The sequence below is a fragment of the Streptomyces sp. NPDC006385 genome (genome assembly GCF_040612485.1).
Taxonomy (GTDB): Bacteria; Actinomycetota; Actinomycetes; order Streptomycetales; family Streptomycetaceae; genus Streptomyces.
On record NZ_JBEXQG010000004.1, the window covers coordinates 138,488 to 156,579 of the forward strand.

Sequence of the window (18,092 nt, forward strand, 5' to 3'; positions counted from 1 at the left end):
CCCCCGGGCATGCTCTTGGAGGTCACAGAGTGCCAAATGGCGTAGTGGGTGGGGAAGCTGGGGCGGTGCGACACGCCCGGGTTGGGGCGGGCTGTCACGGCGGGGTGACGGCTGGTCACGGAAGCGGAGGGGGCGTGGCCGGTGCCGGTGACCGGTGTCGTCGTACCGCATAGGCTGTCGGCACCGCTTTCCATGCGGTGACGCGTGGAGGCAGACGAGACAGTCGATACGAGGCCGTTGTGACCGAGAGTGGTCGTGGCGGGCCGTGTCAGAACGCCGCAGGGGGCTACCGCCATGACGACAGGTCGGCTCGGGCAGCAAGCCGCGCCGCCGAACGCGGCCTACGCCGGGCAGGTCGTGCATTTCCCGGATCCGGTGCGGGCGGCCCGTCACCCGAGAGGAGTACGGGTCGACGAGGGTGGTTATCCCGACTTCTCGCCGTATGCGCGGGCGGCGGCGGAGATCGCGGAGCCGCCGGAGGGTTTCGGTGTCGACGAGTTGCGGCTGACGGACTATGTGTCGGCGAACGCGGCGCTGGCGGCGTCGGGGCACGATCTGTGGGACACGGTGCCGGCGGTGGCGACGCCGCACGGCTGGACGTGGCATCACGTGGTGGGTGCGCGGCGGCTGGAGTTGGTGCCGGTCGAGGTGAAGGCGTTGCTGCGGCATCACGGTGGGATCGCCACGTCGACGGTGGATCAGGACAAGCGGGGGACGCGGCCGTTGCAGGAGACGCGGCCGGCGCATTTCCGGTTGCCGAAGTCGGGTGTGGCGGTGACGGAGTCGCAGGTGCTGGGGGTCGAGGAGGACCTCGGGTATCGGCTGCCGGGTGCGTATCGGTCGTTTCTGAAGGCGGCGGGTGGCTGTGCTCCGGTGGGGACGGCTTTGGACGCGGAGTTGGGCCTGCTGGTCGATCAGCCTTTTTTCACGGTCCGGGACGAGGCGGCGGTCAACGACCTGGTCTATGTCAACAAGTGTCTGCGGGACCATCTGACCAAGGATTATTTGGGTGTCGGGTTCGTGCAGGGCGGGTTGCTGGCCGTGAAGGTGCGTGGCGACCGGGTCGGTTCGGTGTGGTTCTGCGCGTATGACGATGCGCGGGATGTGGATCCGGCGTGGTCGGCGGCGGAGCGGGTGGAGCGGTTGCTGCTGCCGTGTGGTGAGGACTTCGACGCGTTTCTGTCCCGACTGGCGGGTTCTCCGCCGGAGTTGGAGACGGTGGCGAATCTGATGGTGGACGGTGGGTTCGCGCGTGCGGTGCCCGTGGCTGCCGCGGCTGTGGGGGAGTGAGCTTCGCGATGGTGACGTTCGCGCAGGCGCAGGAGCGCGCGGAAGAGTGGATCAACGGGGATGTGCCGTCGTACCAGCATCGTGAAGTGCGGGTGCGGGAGTTCGAGCTCGGGTTCGTGGTGTGGGCCGAGGATCGTGCGGACGGGCCGCGTTCGGACGGGGGCGGGCAGCGGCTGGTGATCGCGCGGGACAGCGGGGAGGCGACGCTGTGGCCCGGGTTGCCGGTGGGTGAGGTGATTCGCCGGTACGAGGAGGAGTACGGCCTCGGGGGAGCGGTGGCCGAGCCGGCGCCGGCTGCTCCGGCTCGGATGGATCTGAACCAGACGTCGTTCTTGCTGACTCCGCCGGAGTGGTTGCAGGAGGCGGCGGATCGGATGGGGGTTCCGGATCGGCGGGACGGGGGTTCGGGCGCGGGTTCGGGTCCGGGCGCGGGTTCCGGGGCCGGCGGTGGTGCGGAGTCCGGTGCGGGTGCGGGTGCTGCAGGTTCTGGTTCTGGTTCTGGTTCCGGTTCTGGTTCCGGTTCTGGTGTGGCCGGGGGTGCGGGCGGTGGTACGTCCGGTGCCGGGGCGCTTGGTGGGACGCAGGGCGGGGTGCCGGCGGGGTCTTCGGCGACTCCTCCGCCGGGGGTGCCCGGTGTGCCTGAGGGGGCGACTCCGTGGGCGGGGACGGACACCAACGCCGATCCGGGTGAGGACCGTTCCGTGCCGTTGCCGGAGACGGTGTTCGCGCCGCCGTTGAGCTCCGACGACATTGCGCCCGCTCCTGTGGTGCCGGATGCCGATACAGCGCTGATGTCGGGCGGCAGCCAGCTTCCGCCGACGGCGGTCGAGCCGGCGGTCGGCGATCCGAACGCGCCGGGTGCGAAGGCGACGCAGGGTGGTGCGCCGCAGGGCAGCACGCCTCCGCCCGGGGTTCCCGCGCCGGGTGCGGGGAGCACGCCTCCTCCTCCGGGTGCGGCGGGTGCGTCTGCCGGTGGGTACGTTCCGACGCAGCTCGTGTCGGCGTTGGGACCCGATGGGTCTGAGGGTGCTGCCGGGCCGGGGGCTCCGCGGCCGCCCGGTGCTCCTGACCTGCCCGGTGTGCCCGGTGGTACGCCTGCGGGCGGTGTGCACCAGGCCGCCACGGTGTTGGCCGACCCCAGTCGGATGGGCGGTCCTCCGCCGCCTCCGGGTGCCCCCGGTGTACCTGGTGCGCCGAAGCCGCCTGGCGTCCCCAGCCCGCCCGGGGCTCCGGGTGCCCCCGGCACGCCCGGTGCCCCTCAGCCTCCCGGTGCCCCCGGCATGCCTGGTGGGCCTGGCGCCCAGGGCTCCGCGGGCGGGGACCGAGGTGGCGTTCACCATGCGGAGACCGTGCTGTCCGCGCCGCCGGTCGGCGGCCCCGGTGTGCCTCCGCCGCCGCAGCCGCCCGGCGCTCCCGGCGTACCCGCGGCTCCCGGCGCTCCCGGCGCGCCTGGCGTACCCCCGGTGCCCGGTGCTCTCGGCGTCCCCACACCGCCCGGAGCCCCCGGAGCCCCCGGAGCCCCCGGAGCCCCCGGAGCCCCCGGCGCTCCCGGCATGCCGCCCGGCGCCCCCGGCATGCCGCCCGGTGCCCCGCAACCCCCGCAACCCCCGATGCCGCCCGGTGCCGTTCCGGCGCCGCACGGTCAGCCCGGGCCGGGGCAGCCTCCGGCGTACGGTTACCCGCAGCAGCCCACCGGTCAGCCGACCGTCGGCCCCGGCTATCAGGCTGTGCTGCGTTACCGCGCGCAGGACGGGTCGGAGCAGCAGCTGATCCGGCGTTCGGCGCCGGGCACGCCGCACCCGGAGTGGCAGATCTTCCACGAGCTGCGGAGCATGAACGTGCCCCCGGACCAGGTCCTGGAGCTGCACACCGAGTTGGAGTCGTGCGAGCTGCCGGGCGCCTACTGCGCGCGGATGATCCGGGAGCAGTGGCCGCAGGCGCGGATCACGTCCATCGCGCCGTACGGCAGGGATCACGCGAGCCGGCAGCAGGGTATGCAGCAACTCCTCGCGCACCAAGGCGAGTTGCATCAGGTGGCCGACGGTCCTGCCCGGCCGGCGCCGGTCCGCGCCCCGCTTCCGCAGGTGCAGTCGGCGCCGCCGATTCCGCCGGAGGGTGTGGCGCAGGAGCTGGCGGGGGCGTTCGGGCCGGGGATCTTCCGGTTCGAGCAGGCCGCCGTGTCCCGGCAGGGTGTGCCGCCGGTCGTGGCGCACAGCCTGGTGGTCGGGGGCCTGCCGATGGACATGGGTCCGTTCTTCTGGGCGCAGGCCCAGCCGGGGCGGCCGGTTCCGACGCTGGCGGAGCTGGCGCAGGAGCGTGGGGTGCAGCCGGCGTCGGACGCGGGCTCGTACCTCGTGATGGGCAGCGACTTCGGCAAGGCGATCTGTGTGCAGTACGGCACGGCGCACATCGTCGCCGTGCCGGTGGAGGCGGGGCCGGGTGGTGCGCCCGTACCGCCGCAGTTCGTGAACACGGGTCTGCCCGAGTTCCAGCGCTGCCTGGCGCTGCTCGGCCGGATGTGGCGGCTGCGCTTCGGCCTGAACCCGGAGCAGGCGGGCCGCTGGACCGTCGACTTCCAGGCCCAGCTCGCCGCCCTCGACCCGGCGGCGCTCGGATCGCCGGAGAGCTGGTGGTCGGTGCTGCTGGAGCAGATGTGGGACGGGCTGCTGTGACGCCGTCCGCTCACTTGTCGTAGCGCCGCCACCTGACCGCCACCTGACCGCCGCTGGCGGCGACGCGCGGGAGGCGTGAAAGGGCCGGCCCCGGTTGCGTGAGACCGGGGCCGGCCTTTCGCCTGCGTCGCCGGGGCCGGTCGGCCTTTCGCCTGCGTCGCAGGGATCGGTCTCCGTGTCGATGGGTCGTCGTATCGCCGGGGTCTCCCGCGTCGCTGAGTCCCCGCACCGCTGAGTCCTTGCGCCTGGGAGCCCTTGCGCCTCTTGAGATCTCGGCGCCCTGGTCCCCTGGGTCCCTGGGCTTGTGCGCCAGGCTTGCGCGCCCTCGGTCCGCGCGTCCGCAGCTCCGCACTCCTCGGCCCCTCGGCCGGGCGGCCCTCAACCCGGCCCTCCTCCTCCCCGGCCCGGTGGCCCTCAACCCGGCCCGCCCTCCTCTGCCTCGCGCCCCTCGGCCCCACGCTCTGGGTCTACGTGCCTTCAACCGCCTCCGTTCCCCGGACCGCCTCGTCAGCGGTCTCCGCGTCACGAGCCTCATTCCCGGCCCTGCGCGCCTTGAGTTGCCGCACCCTTGCGCCCTCCCGCCCTGGGTCCGCGCGCTCCGAGGCCCCGCCCCCGGCCCTCCGCGCACCTCGCCCCACTGCTCTCCTCCCACCTCTCTCCTTCCTCCCTCCCGTCACCCCCTCCTCCACCTCCTTTCACCTGCACTTCTTGACCTCCGCAGCGCGCGGCCGGCTCCCGCGCGCGGAGTGTCGCGTTATGAACGCTTCTGTCCGATACATCAAGATGTGCGCTAAATCATCATTTCGCATCCGTTCGGTGGAAAGGGGTTCCAGGATGAGCAGCGCACCGGTCTCGCCCCACGACTTCGTGGTCGTACGAGGACGTGGCTACCGTCCCGAACAGGTCGACGCCTACGTCGACGCCCTCTTCCGCGACCGTGATGCCGCCTGGGAACGAGCCGCCCGGCTCACCGTGCTGGCCAAGGAGATGGACGCCGAGGCGGAGCGGCTGCGGGAGGTGGTGGCGCAGCTCGCCCCGCAGACGTACGAGACGCTCGGAGAGCGGGCGCGGCAGATCTTCGAGCTGGTGCGGGAGGAGGCCGAGGCGGTGCGGGAGGGCGCGCGGCAGGAGGCGCGGCGCCTGATGGACGCGGCCCAGGCGCACGCGGACGGCGTGCGCGACGCGGCCCAGGCGCACGCCGACGCCATGGGCGCCGAAGCCGACGAGTACGCCCGGCAGAGGCTGAGCGCGGCCCGCGCCGAGGCGGGTGAGATCCGTATCTCCTCCCGGCGCGCGGTGAAGGAGGGACGCGGGGAGGAGCTCGGGGCGCTGCGCGAGGTACGGCAGCGCACGTCCCGGTTGCAGGCCGAGCAGGCCGAGGAGCAGGCGCGGCGGTGGGCGGAGGTGGAGCGGGAGGCCGTGGAACGGCTGGCCGCGCTGGAGGCGGCGGAGGAGGAGCGGGTGGCGCGGGCCGAGGCATCGTTGGCCGAGGCGAAGCAGGAGTTGGCGGATGCGGAGGCTTCGGCGGAGCGGTTGCAGGAGAAGGCACGGGCGCGAGCGGCGGAGGTGCTCGCGGAGGCCCGGCGGCGGGCGGACCAGATCGCCCGGGAGACGGAGCGGGTGCTGTGCGAGCACCAGGCGATGTGGGACGACGTACGGGCGCACATCGGTCAGATGCGCAACAGCCTGACGGCACTGACGGGGCAGGCGGTCAGGGAATGACCGCCACCGCCGATCGCCCTCGTTGAAAGCCGCTGCCGCTGCCGCTGCCGCTGCCGCCGAAGGTCACCGCCCCCGACGTCAACGACCGCGACGACACCCCCGAGCCGCCGCTCCCGGCCGTCAACCACCCCTGCGTGCCGCCCCCGCCAGAATCCACCCCTCCACGGCCTCGTACTGCCGCCGGTGCTCCTCCGTCTGCCGCCGCCCCGAGACGACCGTGCCCAGCCAGCCGAGGGCGAACCCGGCCGGAATCGACACCAGCCCCGGTGTCGTGAACGGGAACCAGTTGAAGTCGGCGTCGGGGAAGGCGGAGACGGGCGACCCGGACACCAGATTGGTCCCCGGCATCAGCGCCAGCACCACCACCGAGCCGCCGATCAGCGTCCACAGCAGCCCGGCTCGCGTGTACCGGCGCCAGAAGAGGCTGTAGACGAGGGCCGGGGCGATGGCGGAGGCGCCCAGGGTGAAGGACAGGGTCACCAGCGGTTGCAGGCTGCGGTGCTGGACCATCGTGGCCAGAATGATCGCCGGAACGCCCACCGCCAGTGCCGACAGCCGTGCCAGCGCCATCTCGCGGCGTCCGGACAGTTCCCGCAGCCGTGTGGCGAACACGTCGTGGGCGAGGGAGTTCGCGCAGGCGAGGATCATGCCCGCGACCGAGGCGAGCACGGTCAGGAAGATGGCCGTGGTGACCGCCGTGAACAGGAGGGTCTCCGCGTTCGAGACCTCGGCGCCGAACGCGGCCCTGGAGCCCAGCAGGTAGGCGGTGTTGCCCTGCGGGTCCGCCCCGGCGATGGCCTCCCGGCCGATCAGCGCGGTCGCGCCGAAGCCGACCACCGTGATCATCAGCACGAACACCGCCACGCTCGACACCGCCCACGACATCGAGCGCCGCACCTGACGAGCGCCGCTCGCGGTGTACATACGCATCGTGATGTGCGGCAGACACGCGCCGCCGAGGACGACCGCGAGCTGGGAGCTGATCATGTCGAGGCGGGGATACGGCCCGCCCGCGAACTGCAGGCCCGACTCCAAGAACGCCGAGCCGACCCCGCTCTGCCGCGCCGCCGCGCTGAACAGCGCGGTCGGATCCCAGTCGAACCGGTCCAGCACCAGGACGGCGACCACGGCGCCCGACCCGAGCAGCATCACCATCTTCAGGATCTGGATGAGGGCCGTGCCCTTCATCCCGCCGATCGCCGCGTAACTGATCATCAGCACGCCCAGACCGACGATGCACCCGGTCTGGAAGGACTCGCCCGAGAACCCCAGGATGAACGCCAGCAACTGCCCTGTGCCGGCCAGTTGCACCAGCATCAGCGGCAGCAGCGCGGCCAGCGTCACCGCGCACGCCGCGATCCGCACGCCCCGCCCGGGCATGCGGCGTGCCAGCGCGTCGCCCATCGTGAACCGCCCGGCGTTGCGCAGGGGTTCGGCCAGCAGGAACATCAGCAGCATCAGCGACAGGGCCGTGCTCAGCGCCAGCACGATCCCGTCGTAACCGCACAGCGCGATCACGCCGGTCGTGCCCAGTACGGTCGCCGCGCTGATGTAGTCGCCCGCGATCGCCAGGCCGTTGCGCACGGGCGACAGGGAGCTGTAGCCCGTGTAGAACTCGTCGAGGTCGTCCCGGTCCGGGCCCGTCATCACGCACAGCAGCAGCGTGATCGTGGCCACGGCACAGAACGCGACCAGCGACGTCGCCTGCGCGTCTCCGCTGAAGTCCGTCATCGCCGCGTCCCCCGCTTGCCGGCCTCGCGCCTGGCGTCCACCGCGGCCTCCTTGCGGATGCGGTCCGCGAGCGGGTCGACGTGACGGCGGGCGGTGTGCTCGTACAGCCAGATCGCCAGCCAGGTCACGGGCAGTTGGAGCAGCGCGAGCAGCAGACCGGTGGGCAGTCCGTCGGTGAGGGTGCTCGTCATGAACCCGGGCGCGACGGCGGACAGGACCAGGAACACCGTGAAGTACCCGAGCGCGGTGAGCGTCGCCACGCGCCGCTGCCAGCGGTAGGCGGTGCGCAGGATGCGCAGGTCGCTGTGGTGGCCGAGGAGCGGATGGTCCGGGGTCCGGTGGTGCGGGGGTGGAGGCGGCTGGGGAGGGGCGGGGGGCTGCCAGGGGTAGGTGGCGTACGACGGTGACGCGTCACCTCGGCCGTACGGGTACGGTGACGGGTCGTTGGACGGGGACATCCCGTGCTCCTTGCGTGACTCGGGTCCGGCGGGCGGACCGCAGGGAGTGTGTGGGGGGCGGGCGAGCCACGCACGTTACTTCGGAGTACGGGGCGTGCGCGGGGGTTTCACCAAACTGAGCGGTCGGTATGCGCATACTTCACCGAACCGTGTCAGACCTGGGGTGTCACCGCGGTTGACCCAGTGCCTGTCTCAGGTGAACCAACGCCACGCTGCCAGGCACCTCGCCCCCGTCGTCGAGCCGCGCCCCGAAAGCCAGCCGATGGTCCGTCCCGCGGGGCACCGAACGCCCCGCGACGACCACGAACTCCACGCCGGCGCGTCCCCCGGCCGGCACCCACACACGCGCGCCGCCCACCGCCCGAACCGACCAGCCCGCCCCCATCGCCCGCGCCGTGACGGTCACCTGCCGCCCTGAGTCACCGAAGTTGTAGACGTCGACGGTCATGCGCGTACGACGGCCCAGGCGGTAGCCGTACGGCGGTGGTGCGTCGCCGTTGTCCTTGCCGGGAGCGGCGTCGCGGGCGGCGTAGCGCTGGCTGAGGACGATGTGTTCGGCGGGGGAGAGAGGGCCGGGGCGGAGGCCGGGGCGAGGGTGGGCCGGGGAGGCCGGTGCGGCGGGGGGCGCGGCGCGCGAGACGACGTACACCGGATCCGGCGAGGCGGACACCGCTGCCCTCTCACCGATCCGGCGCCCCATGACGTCGTAGCAGCGGGCCGAAGTCCCGGGCGAGCGGCACGTCTCCCTCCAAGCCCTGTTTTGCGGTGCCGGACTGTGCTGGAGAGCGCAACCGGCGCTTCGAGCAAGGACGTTGCGGCCCGGCTTGGCGTTGAGGCGCACACGGTGAGCCGGTGGCGGGCCTGTTTCGTCCGGGACCGGCTGGAGGGCCTGACCGACGAACCATGCGACGCACAAGACCCCGCCACCCAGCGATGGCTGACCCAGGACATCCGCACTGGAGTGGCCGCCGTACGGCAGTGGAGTACTACCTGGTCAGACAGTGACGGTCAGGACCTGGGAGCCGGTGAGTTGGTGGGTGGCGTTCTCGGCGTAGATCTTGACGTATGCGGGAGCGGTGTTGGGCGCCTTCTTGAAAGAGAAGGAGTTGCCCAGGATGACCTGGGAGGAAATGAAGCAGGGGTGCTGCGGCGTCGGACCGCACGAGCCCGGGCGGTAATTGCGGGTGATGGTGTCCGCCGGGTCCTTGGGGTCCCAGGTGACCGTCACGGTCTGGCTGGCGGCGTCGTAGGTGTAGGCGAGTCCCGTCGGCGCGGGGGCGGCCTCGGCCTGCGTCTGGACGGCCTCCGTGGTCCGCTGCGGCTCGGCCGTCGCCGGTGCTGCCACCGCGCCCAGCGTCAGAGCCGCCCCCACGCTCACCATGCCGATGCGGATCGTTCGCATTCTGGAACCCATAAGCCCTCCCCATTGGTGTGACGTCGACCGATTCAGCTCTGGGTCGATCACCAGGTGTCAAATACCGGCGGATCGTAGCTGTCACTCTCGACGCGTACGGAACCGGCGGATGGTCACGCGGTAAACAGTTGGAACAAGCGATCCGGCCTTCGCCGCCCGCTCGATGTGCGCACAATGCGTGCGCCGTCAGTGCCCGAGACGCGAGCGCCGGTAGCGGAGCCCGGGCCGGCCGCCCACGACGATGTCTGCCCCGTCTTCCACGACGGCGAAGGCGTTGCGCTCCAGGACCGCCCGGGAGGCGAGGTTGTCCAGGGTGGTGACGGCGACCAGCGACGTCAGCCCGTACGCCGTCCCGGCCACCCGGCACACCTCCGCGACCGCCGCCGAGGCGACCCCCTTGCCCGCCGCGCGTTCGCCGACGCGGTAACCGAGTTCCGCGGAACCGTCCTCGACGTCGACCAGGTTCACGCGGCCGACGAGGCGCCCCGCGCCGTCCAGCACGACGTGGAAGTGGCAGATCCCGGCGTCCTGTTCGGCCAGCAACGCCTGGTGCCGTGCGGGGAAGTCGGCGAAGTAGGCGTCCCCGCGATCCGGGATCGACCGGGCGAAGTACTCCCGGTTCTCCCGCTCGAAGGCCAGCAGGGCGTCCGCGTGGTCGGCCCGTAGCCGCTCCAACTTCACCATGGGCGCAGGATAGGGACACCGAGGCGTCCGTCCGAAACTGTTTTCCCCGGCGGCTCGTCCTGGGAAGCGTGACATCGACAGTGTGGGCGGCGAGGACGCGGTGGCCGGCGCGGGGGCGGATGCTCGCGGCGCTCGCCGTACTGACGGGCGGGCTGCTGGCGTTCCACCGGGCCGTACCCAACTCCGTGGGGCGCCTGGGCAGTCTGGTGGAAACCTTTCTGCCCTGGCTCGGCGCCGTCATCGCGGTGCTGCTCGGCCTGGCCCTGGTGCGCCGTTCGGCCGTCGCGCTGGTGGCCCTGCTGCTGCCGGTGGCGGCCTGGACGCACCTCTTCGGCGGGCTGCTGCTGCCCGCGCCGCAGCCCGGCGCGCACGACCTGCTCGTGGTGCAGCACAACGTCAGTGACGAGAACGGCGATCCGGCGGGCACGGCCCGTGCCCTGGCCGACGCCGAGCCCGATCTCATCGCGCTGGAGGAGGTGGTGCCCCGGGCGCTGCCGGTCTACCGGAAGACGCTCGCCCCGCGTTTTCCGTACCACGCGGTCCGGGGCACCGTCGGACTCTGGTCGAGGCATCCGCTCACCGGTGCCCGGGCGGTGGACATCAAACCCCGGGGGATCGGGGAGGGTTGGAGTCGCGGGCTGCGGGTCGTCGTCCACACGGCGCACGGTGACCTCGCGGCCTACGTCGCGCACCTGCCCTCGGTCCGGATCCGGGCGAGCGGCCTCGCGTCCTCCTGGCGCGACGAGAGCGCCGGCCTGCTGGGCGAGGCCGTCGCCGCCGAGAAGCTGCGGACGGTGGTGCTGATGGGGGACCTCAACGGCACGGTCGACGACCGCGGGCTGGCCCCGCTCACCTCACGGATGAACGTGGCGGAGCGGGGCTTCGCCCTCAGTTTCCCCGCCGCTGTGCCACTGGCCCGCATCGACCAGGTCATGGCCCGCGCGGCGACGGTCGGTCATATCCGCACGCTGCCCGCCACCGGCAGCGACCATCTGCCGGTCGCCGCCCGTGTCACGCCGGGTCCTTGAGGACGGGAAACCGCCTCGGCGCCAGCAGCAACAGCACCACGAAGGCCAGTGCCGCCGCGCACGACGCCCCCAGGTACACGGCGTGCACCGCGTCGGCGATGGCCCGCCTCGTCACCTCCGGGGGCGTGCCCGAGTCCAGCGCCCGGGTCACCGAGTCCAGGTCGCTCGCGCCGCCGAGCCGGGACGCCAGTACGCCGTTCGCCACCGCGCCGAAGACCGCCGCGCCCACCGTCTGACCCGTCTGCCGGCAGAACAGCACCGAGGCCGTCGTCGTTCCCCGCTCCGACCAGCCCACCGTCGACTGCACGCCCACGATCAGCGGCAGTTGGAACAGCCCCAGCGCCGCGCCCAGCAACAGCATCAGCAGCGCCGGCTGCCACGGCTGCCCGGGATACGGCAGGAACGGGAACGCGAGGAGGATCAGCGACGCCGCCCCGATCCCCAGCATCGCCGTGTTGCGGAACCCGATCCTGCGGTACACGTGCTGACTGAACGCCGCCGACACCGGCCAGCTCAACGTCCAGACGGACAGCACGAATCCGGCCGCCACCGGAGCCAGTCCGAGGACCGACTGGGCGTACGTCGGCAGGAAGACCGTAGGCGCCACCATCAGCAGCCCCAGCGCGCCCAGGGCCAGGTTCACCGCCGCGATCGTCCGGCGGCGCCACACCCAGCCCGGGATGATCGGGTCGGCCGCCCGGCGCTCCACGCACACCGCGACCGCCGCCAGCGCCAGTCCCGTACCGAACAGGGCGATCGAGGGTCCCGACAGCCACGGCCAGGCCACCCCGCCCTGCACCAGCGCCGTCAGCAGCACGCCCCCGCACGTGAACACCGCCAGCGCGCCCGCCCAGTCGACACGCGCGCGCGTGGCCGACGCGTCCGGGTCCGGGGCACGCTTCGGCTCGTGCAGGTGCCGCGCGATCAGCCACAGCGCCACCGCCCCGATCGGCAGGTTGATCAGGAAGATCCAGCGCCAGTCCGCGTACGCCGCCAGGACCCCGCCCAGCCCCGGCCCGGCCACCGCCGACACCGCCCACACCGTGGACAACTTGGCCTGGATCTTCGGGCGTTCCTTCAGCGGGTACAGGTCGGCGGCCAGCGTCTGCACCGTGCCCTGCAGGGCGCCGCCGCCCAGCCCCTGCACGATCCGGAACGCGATCAGCGCCCCCATGTTCCAGGCCACCGCGCACAGCAGCGAACCCAGCAGGAACAGCGCCGCGCCCGCGATCAGCACCGGCTTGCGGCCGAAGGTGTCGGAGAGCTTGCCGTACACCGGCAGGGTCACGGTCACGGCGAGCAGGTATCCGGAGAACAGCCACGAGAAGACCGAGAAGCCGCCGAGGTCACCGACGATCTGCGGTACGGCGGTGGAGACGATGGTGGAGTCGAGCGCGGCCAGCGCCATCGCGAGCATCAGAGCCGCTACCACGGCCGCGCGCTTGTCGGTTCCGGTGTGCTGTGCGGTGTCGCCTGTCGCGGGTGTCGTGCGGCCCACCGGAGTCCTCTCCCTTTTGGTTTCCCCTTGCATCCATATCCCGCGGATCAGCTTCCCACTTGACCTTCACGTTGCGGGAGGGTGGAGCCTGGATGGGCCCGAGGGGGGAGGCGACCCCGAGGCGGGCTCCACCGGAAGGGGGAGAGCCCCTAGGGGGACCTCCGTACTACGTCTCGGGGAGGGTTGGTACCGCCGGAGGACGAGAGGGCAGGGGGGGCGTCCTTAATCTGGCTTCACGCCGCTGGGGGGCGGCTGACCGAACCCGCGGGGGTGGGGTTTTCCCCCGCACAAGAGGGGGTTGCGCACCAGCGCGCAGGACCCTCTCCCGCCGCGAGACTGACCGTCGTACCAGTCCTCGTGATTCACCCGCCGAACGACCGGTGCGACAGATTCATTTGATGACCGACTTAGGAGACATACCGTGACATCGGCTGTGACCATTCCCAGGCACGGGGGTACTGGAGGGCGTACGGCCGTTGCCGCGCGGGCGCGGCAGGTCGTCAAGGCGTACGGGTCGGGGGAGACCCGTGTCGTCGCCCTCGACCATGTCGACGTGGACATCGCGCGTGGCCAGTTCACCGCGATCATGGGCCCCTCCGGGTCCGGCAAGTCCACCCTGATGCACTGCCTCGCCGGGCTCGACACCGTCAGCAGCGGACAGATCTACCTCGACGAGACCGAGATCACCGGGCTGAAGGACAAGAAGCTCACCCAGCTGCGCCGGGACCGGATCGGCTTCATCTTCCAGGCGTTCAACCTGCTGCCGACGCTCAACGCGCTGGAGAACATCACGCTGCCGATGGACATCGCGGGCCGCAAGCCCGACCGGGCGTGGCTGGGGCGCGTCGTCGACACCGTGGGCCTGTCCGACCGGCTCAAGCACCGGCCCACCCAGCTCTCCGGCGGTCAGCAGCAGCGCGTCGCCGTGGCCCGCGCCCTCGCCGCCCGCCCCGAGATCATCTTCGGTGACGAGCCCACCGGAAACCTCGACTCCCGGGCCGGCGCCGAAGTCCTCGGCTTCCTGCGCAGGTCCGTCGACGAACTCGGGCAGACCATCGTGATGGTCACGCACGACCCCGTCGCCGCCTCGTACGCGGACCGGGTGCTGTACCTCGCCGACGGGCGCATCGTCGACGAGATGTACAAGCCGACCGCCGAGGCCGTCCTGGACCGCATGAAGGACTTCGACGCCCGGGGGCGTACGTCATGACCGTCCTGAAGACCTCCCTGCGCAACTTCCTCGCGCACAAGGGGCGCATGGCCCTGTCGGCGGTGGCGGTGCTCCTGTCCGTCGCCTTCGTGTGCGGGACGCTGGTGTTCACCGACACGATGAACACCACCTTCGACAAGCTTTTCGCGGTCACCTCGTCCGACGTCACCGTCAGCGCCAAGGACGCCGGGGACGAGGACGACGGCGACGGCACGGGCCGGCCCAGTTCGCTGCCCGCCTCCACCGTGGAGCAGGTCGCGGCCGTCGACGGCGTCGAGAAGGCGGCGGGCGCTGTCGCCTCGACGAGCGTGACCGTCGTCGACTCCGAGAACAAGAACATGGGTTCCTCCACCGGAGCGCCCACCTTCGCCGGCAACTGGACCGACAACGACCTGAAGTCCATGGAGATCACCTCCGGGCACGCCCCGCGCGGCCCCACCGAGGTCATGGTCGACGCGGACACCGCCGACAAGCACGACCTGAAGCTCGGCGACGAACTGCGCACCATCGCCGCCACCGGCGACATCCGCGCGCGGATCGTCGGCATAGCCTCCTGGAAGGTCACCAACCCGGGCGCGGCCGTCGTCTACTTCGACACCGAGACCGCCCAGCGCACCCTGCTCGGCGCCACCGGCCGCTTCACGCAGATCTCGGTCACCGCGGCGGACGGCGTGAGCGACGCCAGGCTCAAGCAGGACATCGCGCAGGCCCTGGACGGCTCGTACAAGATCCAGACGGCCAAGGAGACCGCCGACGAGAACCGCAAGGACGTCGGCGAGTTCATGAACATCATCAAGTACGCCATGCTCGGCTTCGCCGGTATCGCGTTCCTGGTGGGCGTCTTCCTGATCATCAACACCTTCTCGATGCTGGTCGCCCAGCGCACCCGCGAGATCGGCCTCATGCGGGCGATCGGCTCCTCGCGCCGGCAGGTCAACCGGTCCGTGCTGGTGGAGGCGCTGCTGCTCGGCTTCGTCGGATCCGTGCTGGGCGTGGGTGCCGGCGTCGGCATCGCGATCGGCCTGATGAAGCTCATGTCGATGGCCGGCATGAACCTGTCCACCGACGACCTGACGGTGAAGGCGACGACCCCGGTCGTCGGCCTGATCCTGGGCGTCGTGGTGACGGTGCTGGCCGCCTACCTGCCCGCCCGCCGCGCCGGCAAGGTCTCCCCGATGGCCGCCCTGCGCGACGCCGGTACGCCGGCCGACGGCAAGGCGGGCCGGATCCGCGGCCTGGTCGGACTGGTGCTGACCGGCGCGGGCGCCTTCGCCCTGTTCGCGGCCGCCACCGCCGACAAGGCGAGCGACGGCGCGCTGATGCTGGGCGGCGGCGTGGTGCTGACCCTGATCGGCTTCGTCGTCATCGGCCCGCTGCTCGCCGGCGGCGTGGTCCGGGTGCTCAGCGCGGTGCTGCTGCGGGCCTTCGGACCCGTGGGCCGCCTGGCCGAGCGCAACGCCCTGCGCAACCCGCGCCGCACCGGCGCCACGGGCGCCGCCCTGATGATCGGTCTCGCGCTGGTGGCCTGCCTGTCGGTGGTCGGCTCCTCGATGGTCGCCTCGGCGACGAGCGAGCTCGACAAGTCGGTCGGTGCGGACTTCATCGTCATGCGCGGCCAGCAGCAGATCGTCGCCGAGGCCGAGCAGGCGATGCGGCAGACGCCGGGCATGGAGCACGTCACCCGCTCCAAGGAGGTCCACGCCACGCTGACCTCGCCGGACGGCAAGACCGACGACACGGGGCTCACGGCCGCCGACCCGACGTACGCCGAGGACCTGCGCCGTACGACCACGGAGGGCACCCTGTCCGCCGCCTACGGCAAGGACGCCATGTCGGTCGGATCCGACTACGCCAAGAAGCACGGCGTGCACGTCGGCGACACCATCACCGTCGCCTTCGAGGGCGGCGAGACGGCGAAACTGAAGGTCGCGGCCATCACGGACGACGACACCTCCTTCGACCAGGGCGCGCGCTACATCAGCATCGAGACGCTGCGCAAGTACCTGCCCGCCGACCGGATGCCGCAGAGCCAGATGCTGCTCGGCAAGGCGAAGGACGGCCAGGAGGAGGCGGCGTACGCGGCCCTGAAGAAGTCGCTGCACGACTACCCGCAGTACCCGGTCCGCGACCAGACCGACTACAAGCAGGAGCTCAAGGACCAGATGGGCCAGCTCCTGAACATGGTCTACGGCCTGCTGGCCCTGGCGATCATCGTGGCGGTCCTGGGCGTGGTGAACACCCTGGCCCTGTCGGTGGTGGAACGCACCCGGGAGATCGGCCTGCTGCGCGCCATCGGGCTCTCCCGCCGCCAGTTGCGCCGCATGATCCGCATGGAGTCCGTGGTGATCGCCCTGTTCGGCGCCCTGCTGGGCCTGGGACTCGGGATGGGCTGGGGCGCGACGGCGCAGCGGCTGCTGGCCCTGGAGGGTCTGAACGTCCTGGAGATCCCGTGGCCGACGATCACCGGCGTCTTCATCGGCTCGGCCTTCGTGGGCCTGTTCGCGGCACTGGTGCCGGCGTTCAGGGCGGGCCGGATGAACGTACTGAACGCGATCGCGACCGAGTAGCCACCGTATACGGGGGTTACGGGGGTTACGGGGGTTACGGGGGTTACGGGGGTTACGGGGGTTACGGGGGTTACGGGGGCTACCGGGGGCTACCGGGGGACGGGCCCGGTCCGGAGGTGTCACCTTCCGGACCGGGCCCGCGGTCGGTGCCCGCCGTGCCCGTCGTGCCCCTGTCAGATCTGCCGTTGCAGCAGGACGAATCCGTGGGCGGTGCCCTTCACCGCGTACCGGGCGTCGGGGTGCAGGGTCCTGACGTAGCCCTCGACGTCCCGGTATTGCTTGCGGGAGTTGTCCAGGGCGATGAAGTCGGGTTCGACGCCGCGCGTGTTGGTGATCCAGAAGACCCGGCAGCGTGAGGTGAGCCGGCTGATCGGAGCGATGTTCGCCTCGACCGAGGCCCCGTCCGGAACCTCCGCCAGCAGCCGCTCGATGTCGCTCACGCGCGCGGGCTTGCGATAGATCTCGCCCTCGGTCACCGCGGCCAGCGGCAGCGAGGTCGTCAACGCGAGGGAGGCGGCGGCGACGGCCGCCGGCAGATGGTTCACGTACGACCGCAGCCACGCGCGAGGGCTCTGGCGGGCGGTGTCGAGGGCGTCGACGAGAGCGAGGGTGACGACGGGCATCAGGACCGCGCTGTAGTGCCAGTCCGTCCCCCAGTACTCCGGATAGGACGACACGAAGCGCCATCCGAGCGTGGGCAGGGCCACCAGCAGGGCCGGGGACCGCAGGGCGAGCAGCCCGCTGGTGGGGATGAGCAGCCAGCCGAGCGTGCGGAGCTTGGTGTCGAGGCCGTCGAAGGGACCGCCGCCGCCCGATTCGCTCACCTTGTCCCAGTAGTCGTAGGTTCCGGCGTTGTTGAAGCCCGGTATGACCAGCAGCAGGGTGACCGCCACGGCCAGCACGCCGAACACGGCGACGCCGATCGCGTACCGGGCCGCGTGCCGGGAGTCGCGGCGGGCTCGCAGGGCGACGACCAGGGCGATGGCGGCGACGGTCATCCCCAGGTCTTCCTTCACGAAGACGAGGGGAAGCGCCCACAGGAGAGCGGCACGCCAGCGCCGGGCGAGCAGCGCCTCCAGGCTGAAGGCGATGAGCGGTACGGCGAAGCAGATCTCGTGGAAGTCGAAGTCGACGGCCTGCTGAAGCCCCCACGACAGCCCGTACGCCACCCCGATCGCGAGACCGCGCGGCCGCCCGAGCAGCCGGGCGGCGGCGCGGGTGACGGGGACGGCGGACAGGGCGAAAAGCGCCGCCTGGGCGACGAGCAGGGTGACCGGCGAGGGGAAGACCCGGTACAGCGGCGCGAGGAGGGCGGTGACGGGGCTGAAGTGGTCGCCCAGGATGTTGAACCCGGGGCCCTTGAGGTCGGCGACCGGCGCCTGGAGATGCGCGTAGGAGCGGATGACCTGCTCGAAGATCCCGAGGTCCCAGGACCGCTGCCCGAGCTGCCGGTAACGCCCGACGGACACGATCGCGTAGCCGACGAGGAGAACACCGGCCAGCAGCCAGGGATCACGCCGCCCGGGATCGGGCCGCTCCTGGCCGCCGGGGCGGGTGGCGGGCGCCGGTATGTGGGGGTCCGAGGACGTGTTCGGCGTCGCGGAGGTGGTGGGGGTGGGCATGGAGGGACCTTACGCGGTACGGGTTTCGGGGCCTTTGCCCACCCACACCTTCCGGCGCCGGTCGGGCGGTCCCGGCGGGGCGGTCCCAGCCGGAGGCCCCTGCGCCCCCTGTGTGACGGCACAGCCGGGCCGAGCCACCGGAGAACGGACGTTATCCACAGCCCCCGCACCGGCCCGCGCAGCGACGTACGCTGGA

At 71.8% G+C, this 18,092-nt stretch carries 13 protein-coding genes and 1 pseudogene; 7 read left to right on the forward strand and 7 right to left on the reverse strand.

Features of this window, described 5'->3' with window-relative positions:
• The first annotated feature begins 294 nt into the window (after positions 1-294).
• From ABZ078_RS04535 to ABZ078_RS04545, 3 genes are all read left to right on the forward strand, one after another.
• Complete coding sequence (locus ABZ078_RS04535) at positions 295-1,290, forward strand: SMI1/KNR4 family protein (RefSeq protein ID WP_356571541.1); 996 nt, start codon at positions 295-297, stop codon at positions 1,288-1,290.
• A gap of 8 nt (positions 1,291-1,298) precedes the next feature.
• The gene (locus tag ABZ078_RS04540) at positions 1,299-3,962 is read left to right on the forward strand and encodes an SUKH-4 family immunity protein (protein WP_356571543.1); all 2,664 of its coding nucleotides are present in this window, start codon (positions 1,299-1,301) and stop codon (positions 3,960-3,962) included.
• An 834-nt stretch (positions 3,963-4,796) separates the two neighbouring features.
• Positions 4,797-5,684, forward strand: coding sequence for a cellulose-binding protein (locus tag ABZ078_RS04545; RefSeq protein WP_356571545.1), 888 nt, complete (start codon positions 4,797-4,799; stop codon positions 5,682-5,684).
• A gap of 120 nt (positions 5,685-5,804) precedes the next feature.
• Here ABZ078_RS04545 and ABZ078_RS04550 read toward each other — a convergent pair whose 3' ends face one another.
• From ABZ078_RS04550 to ABZ078_RS04560, 3 genes are all read right to left on the reverse strand, one after another.
• On the reverse strand, positions 5,805-7,415 hold the full coding sequence (locus tag ABZ078_RS04550; RefSeq protein WP_356571547.1) for a cation acetate symporter: 1,611 nt from the start codon (positions 7,413-7,415) through the stop codon (positions 5,805-5,807).
• The gene (locus ABZ078_RS04555) at positions 7,412-7,873 is read right to left on the reverse strand and encodes a DUF485 domain-containing protein (RefSeq protein WP_356571549.1); all 462 of its coding nucleotides are present in this window, start codon (positions 7,871-7,873) and stop codon (positions 7,412-7,414) included. The genes ABZ078_RS04550 and ABZ078_RS04555 overlap by 4 nt, the downstream gene beginning before the upstream one ends.
• A 166-nt stretch (positions 7,874-8,039) precedes the next feature.
• Positions 8,040-8,543: a hypothetical protein gene (locus tag ABZ078_RS04560; protein ID WP_356571551.1), complete on the reverse strand. Its 504-nt coding sequence runs from the start codon at positions 8,541-8,543 to the stop codon at positions 8,040-8,042.
• Between ABZ078_RS04560 and ABZ078_RS04565 the strand changes: the two are divergent.
• Positions 8,469-8,753: pseudogene (locus ABZ078_RS04565) on the forward strand (helix-turn-helix domain-containing protein); the annotation flags it as partial. The gene ABZ078_RS04560 and the pseudogene ABZ078_RS04565 overlap by 75 nt on opposite strands.
• Before the next feature lie 114 nt (positions 8,754-8,867).
• Here ABZ078_RS04565 and ABZ078_RS04570 read toward each other — a convergent pair.
• Together ABZ078_RS04570 and ABZ078_RS04575 are read right to left on the reverse strand one after the other, a co-directional pair.
• Complete coding sequence (locus tag ABZ078_RS04570) at positions 8,868-9,275, reverse strand: hypothetical protein (protein ID WP_356571553.1); 408 nt, start codon at positions 9,273-9,275, stop codon at positions 8,868-8,870.
• A 198-nt stretch (positions 9,276-9,473) separates the two neighbouring features.
• On the reverse strand, positions 9,474-9,971 hold the full coding sequence (locus ABZ078_RS04575) for a GNAT family N-acetyltransferase (protein ID WP_356571554.1): 498 nt from the start codon (positions 9,969-9,971) through the stop codon (positions 9,474-9,476).
• A 119-nt stretch (positions 9,972-10,090) separates the two neighbouring features.
• Between ABZ078_RS04575 and ABZ078_RS04580 the strand changes: the two genes are divergently transcribed.
• Entirely contained in the window at positions 10,091-10,999 is a 909-nt protein-coding gene (locus tag ABZ078_RS04580; RefSeq protein WP_356571705.1) for an endonuclease/exonuclease/phosphatase family protein, read from the forward strand.
• On the opposite strand, the gene ABZ078_RS04585 is transcribed toward ABZ078_RS04580, so the two are convergent.
• On the reverse strand, positions 10,983-12,530 hold the full coding sequence (locus tag ABZ078_RS04585) for an MFS transporter (RefSeq protein WP_356571556.1): 1,548 nt from the start codon (positions 12,528-12,530) through the stop codon (positions 10,983-10,985). The genes ABZ078_RS04580 and ABZ078_RS04585 overlap by 17 nt on opposite strands.
• A gap of 388 nt (positions 12,531-12,918) precedes the next feature.
• Between ABZ078_RS04585 and ABZ078_RS04590 the strand changes: the two genes are divergently transcribed.
• Together ABZ078_RS04590 and ABZ078_RS04595 are read left to right on the forward strand one after the other, a co-directional pair.
• Entirely contained in the window at positions 12,919-13,707 is a 789-nt protein-coding gene (locus ABZ078_RS04590) for an ABC transporter ATP-binding protein (RefSeq protein ID WP_356571557.1), read from the forward strand.
• Positions 13,704-16,274, forward strand: a complete 2,571-nt coding sequence (locus ABZ078_RS04595) for an FtsX-like permease family protein (protein ID WP_356571559.1) — start codon at positions 13,704-13,706, stop codon at positions 16,272-16,274. The genes ABZ078_RS04590 and ABZ078_RS04595 overlap by 4 nt, the downstream gene beginning before the upstream one ends.
• Positions 16,275-16,447: 173 nt before the next feature.
• Here the strand turns inward: ABZ078_RS04595 and ABZ078_RS04600 are convergent, their stop codons facing one another.
• Complete coding sequence (locus ABZ078_RS04600) at positions 16,448-17,896, reverse strand: DUF2079 domain-containing protein (RefSeq protein ID WP_356571561.1); 1,449 nt, start codon at positions 17,894-17,896, stop codon at positions 16,448-16,450.
• Between the last annotated feature and the right edge of the window lie 196 nt (positions 17,897-18,092).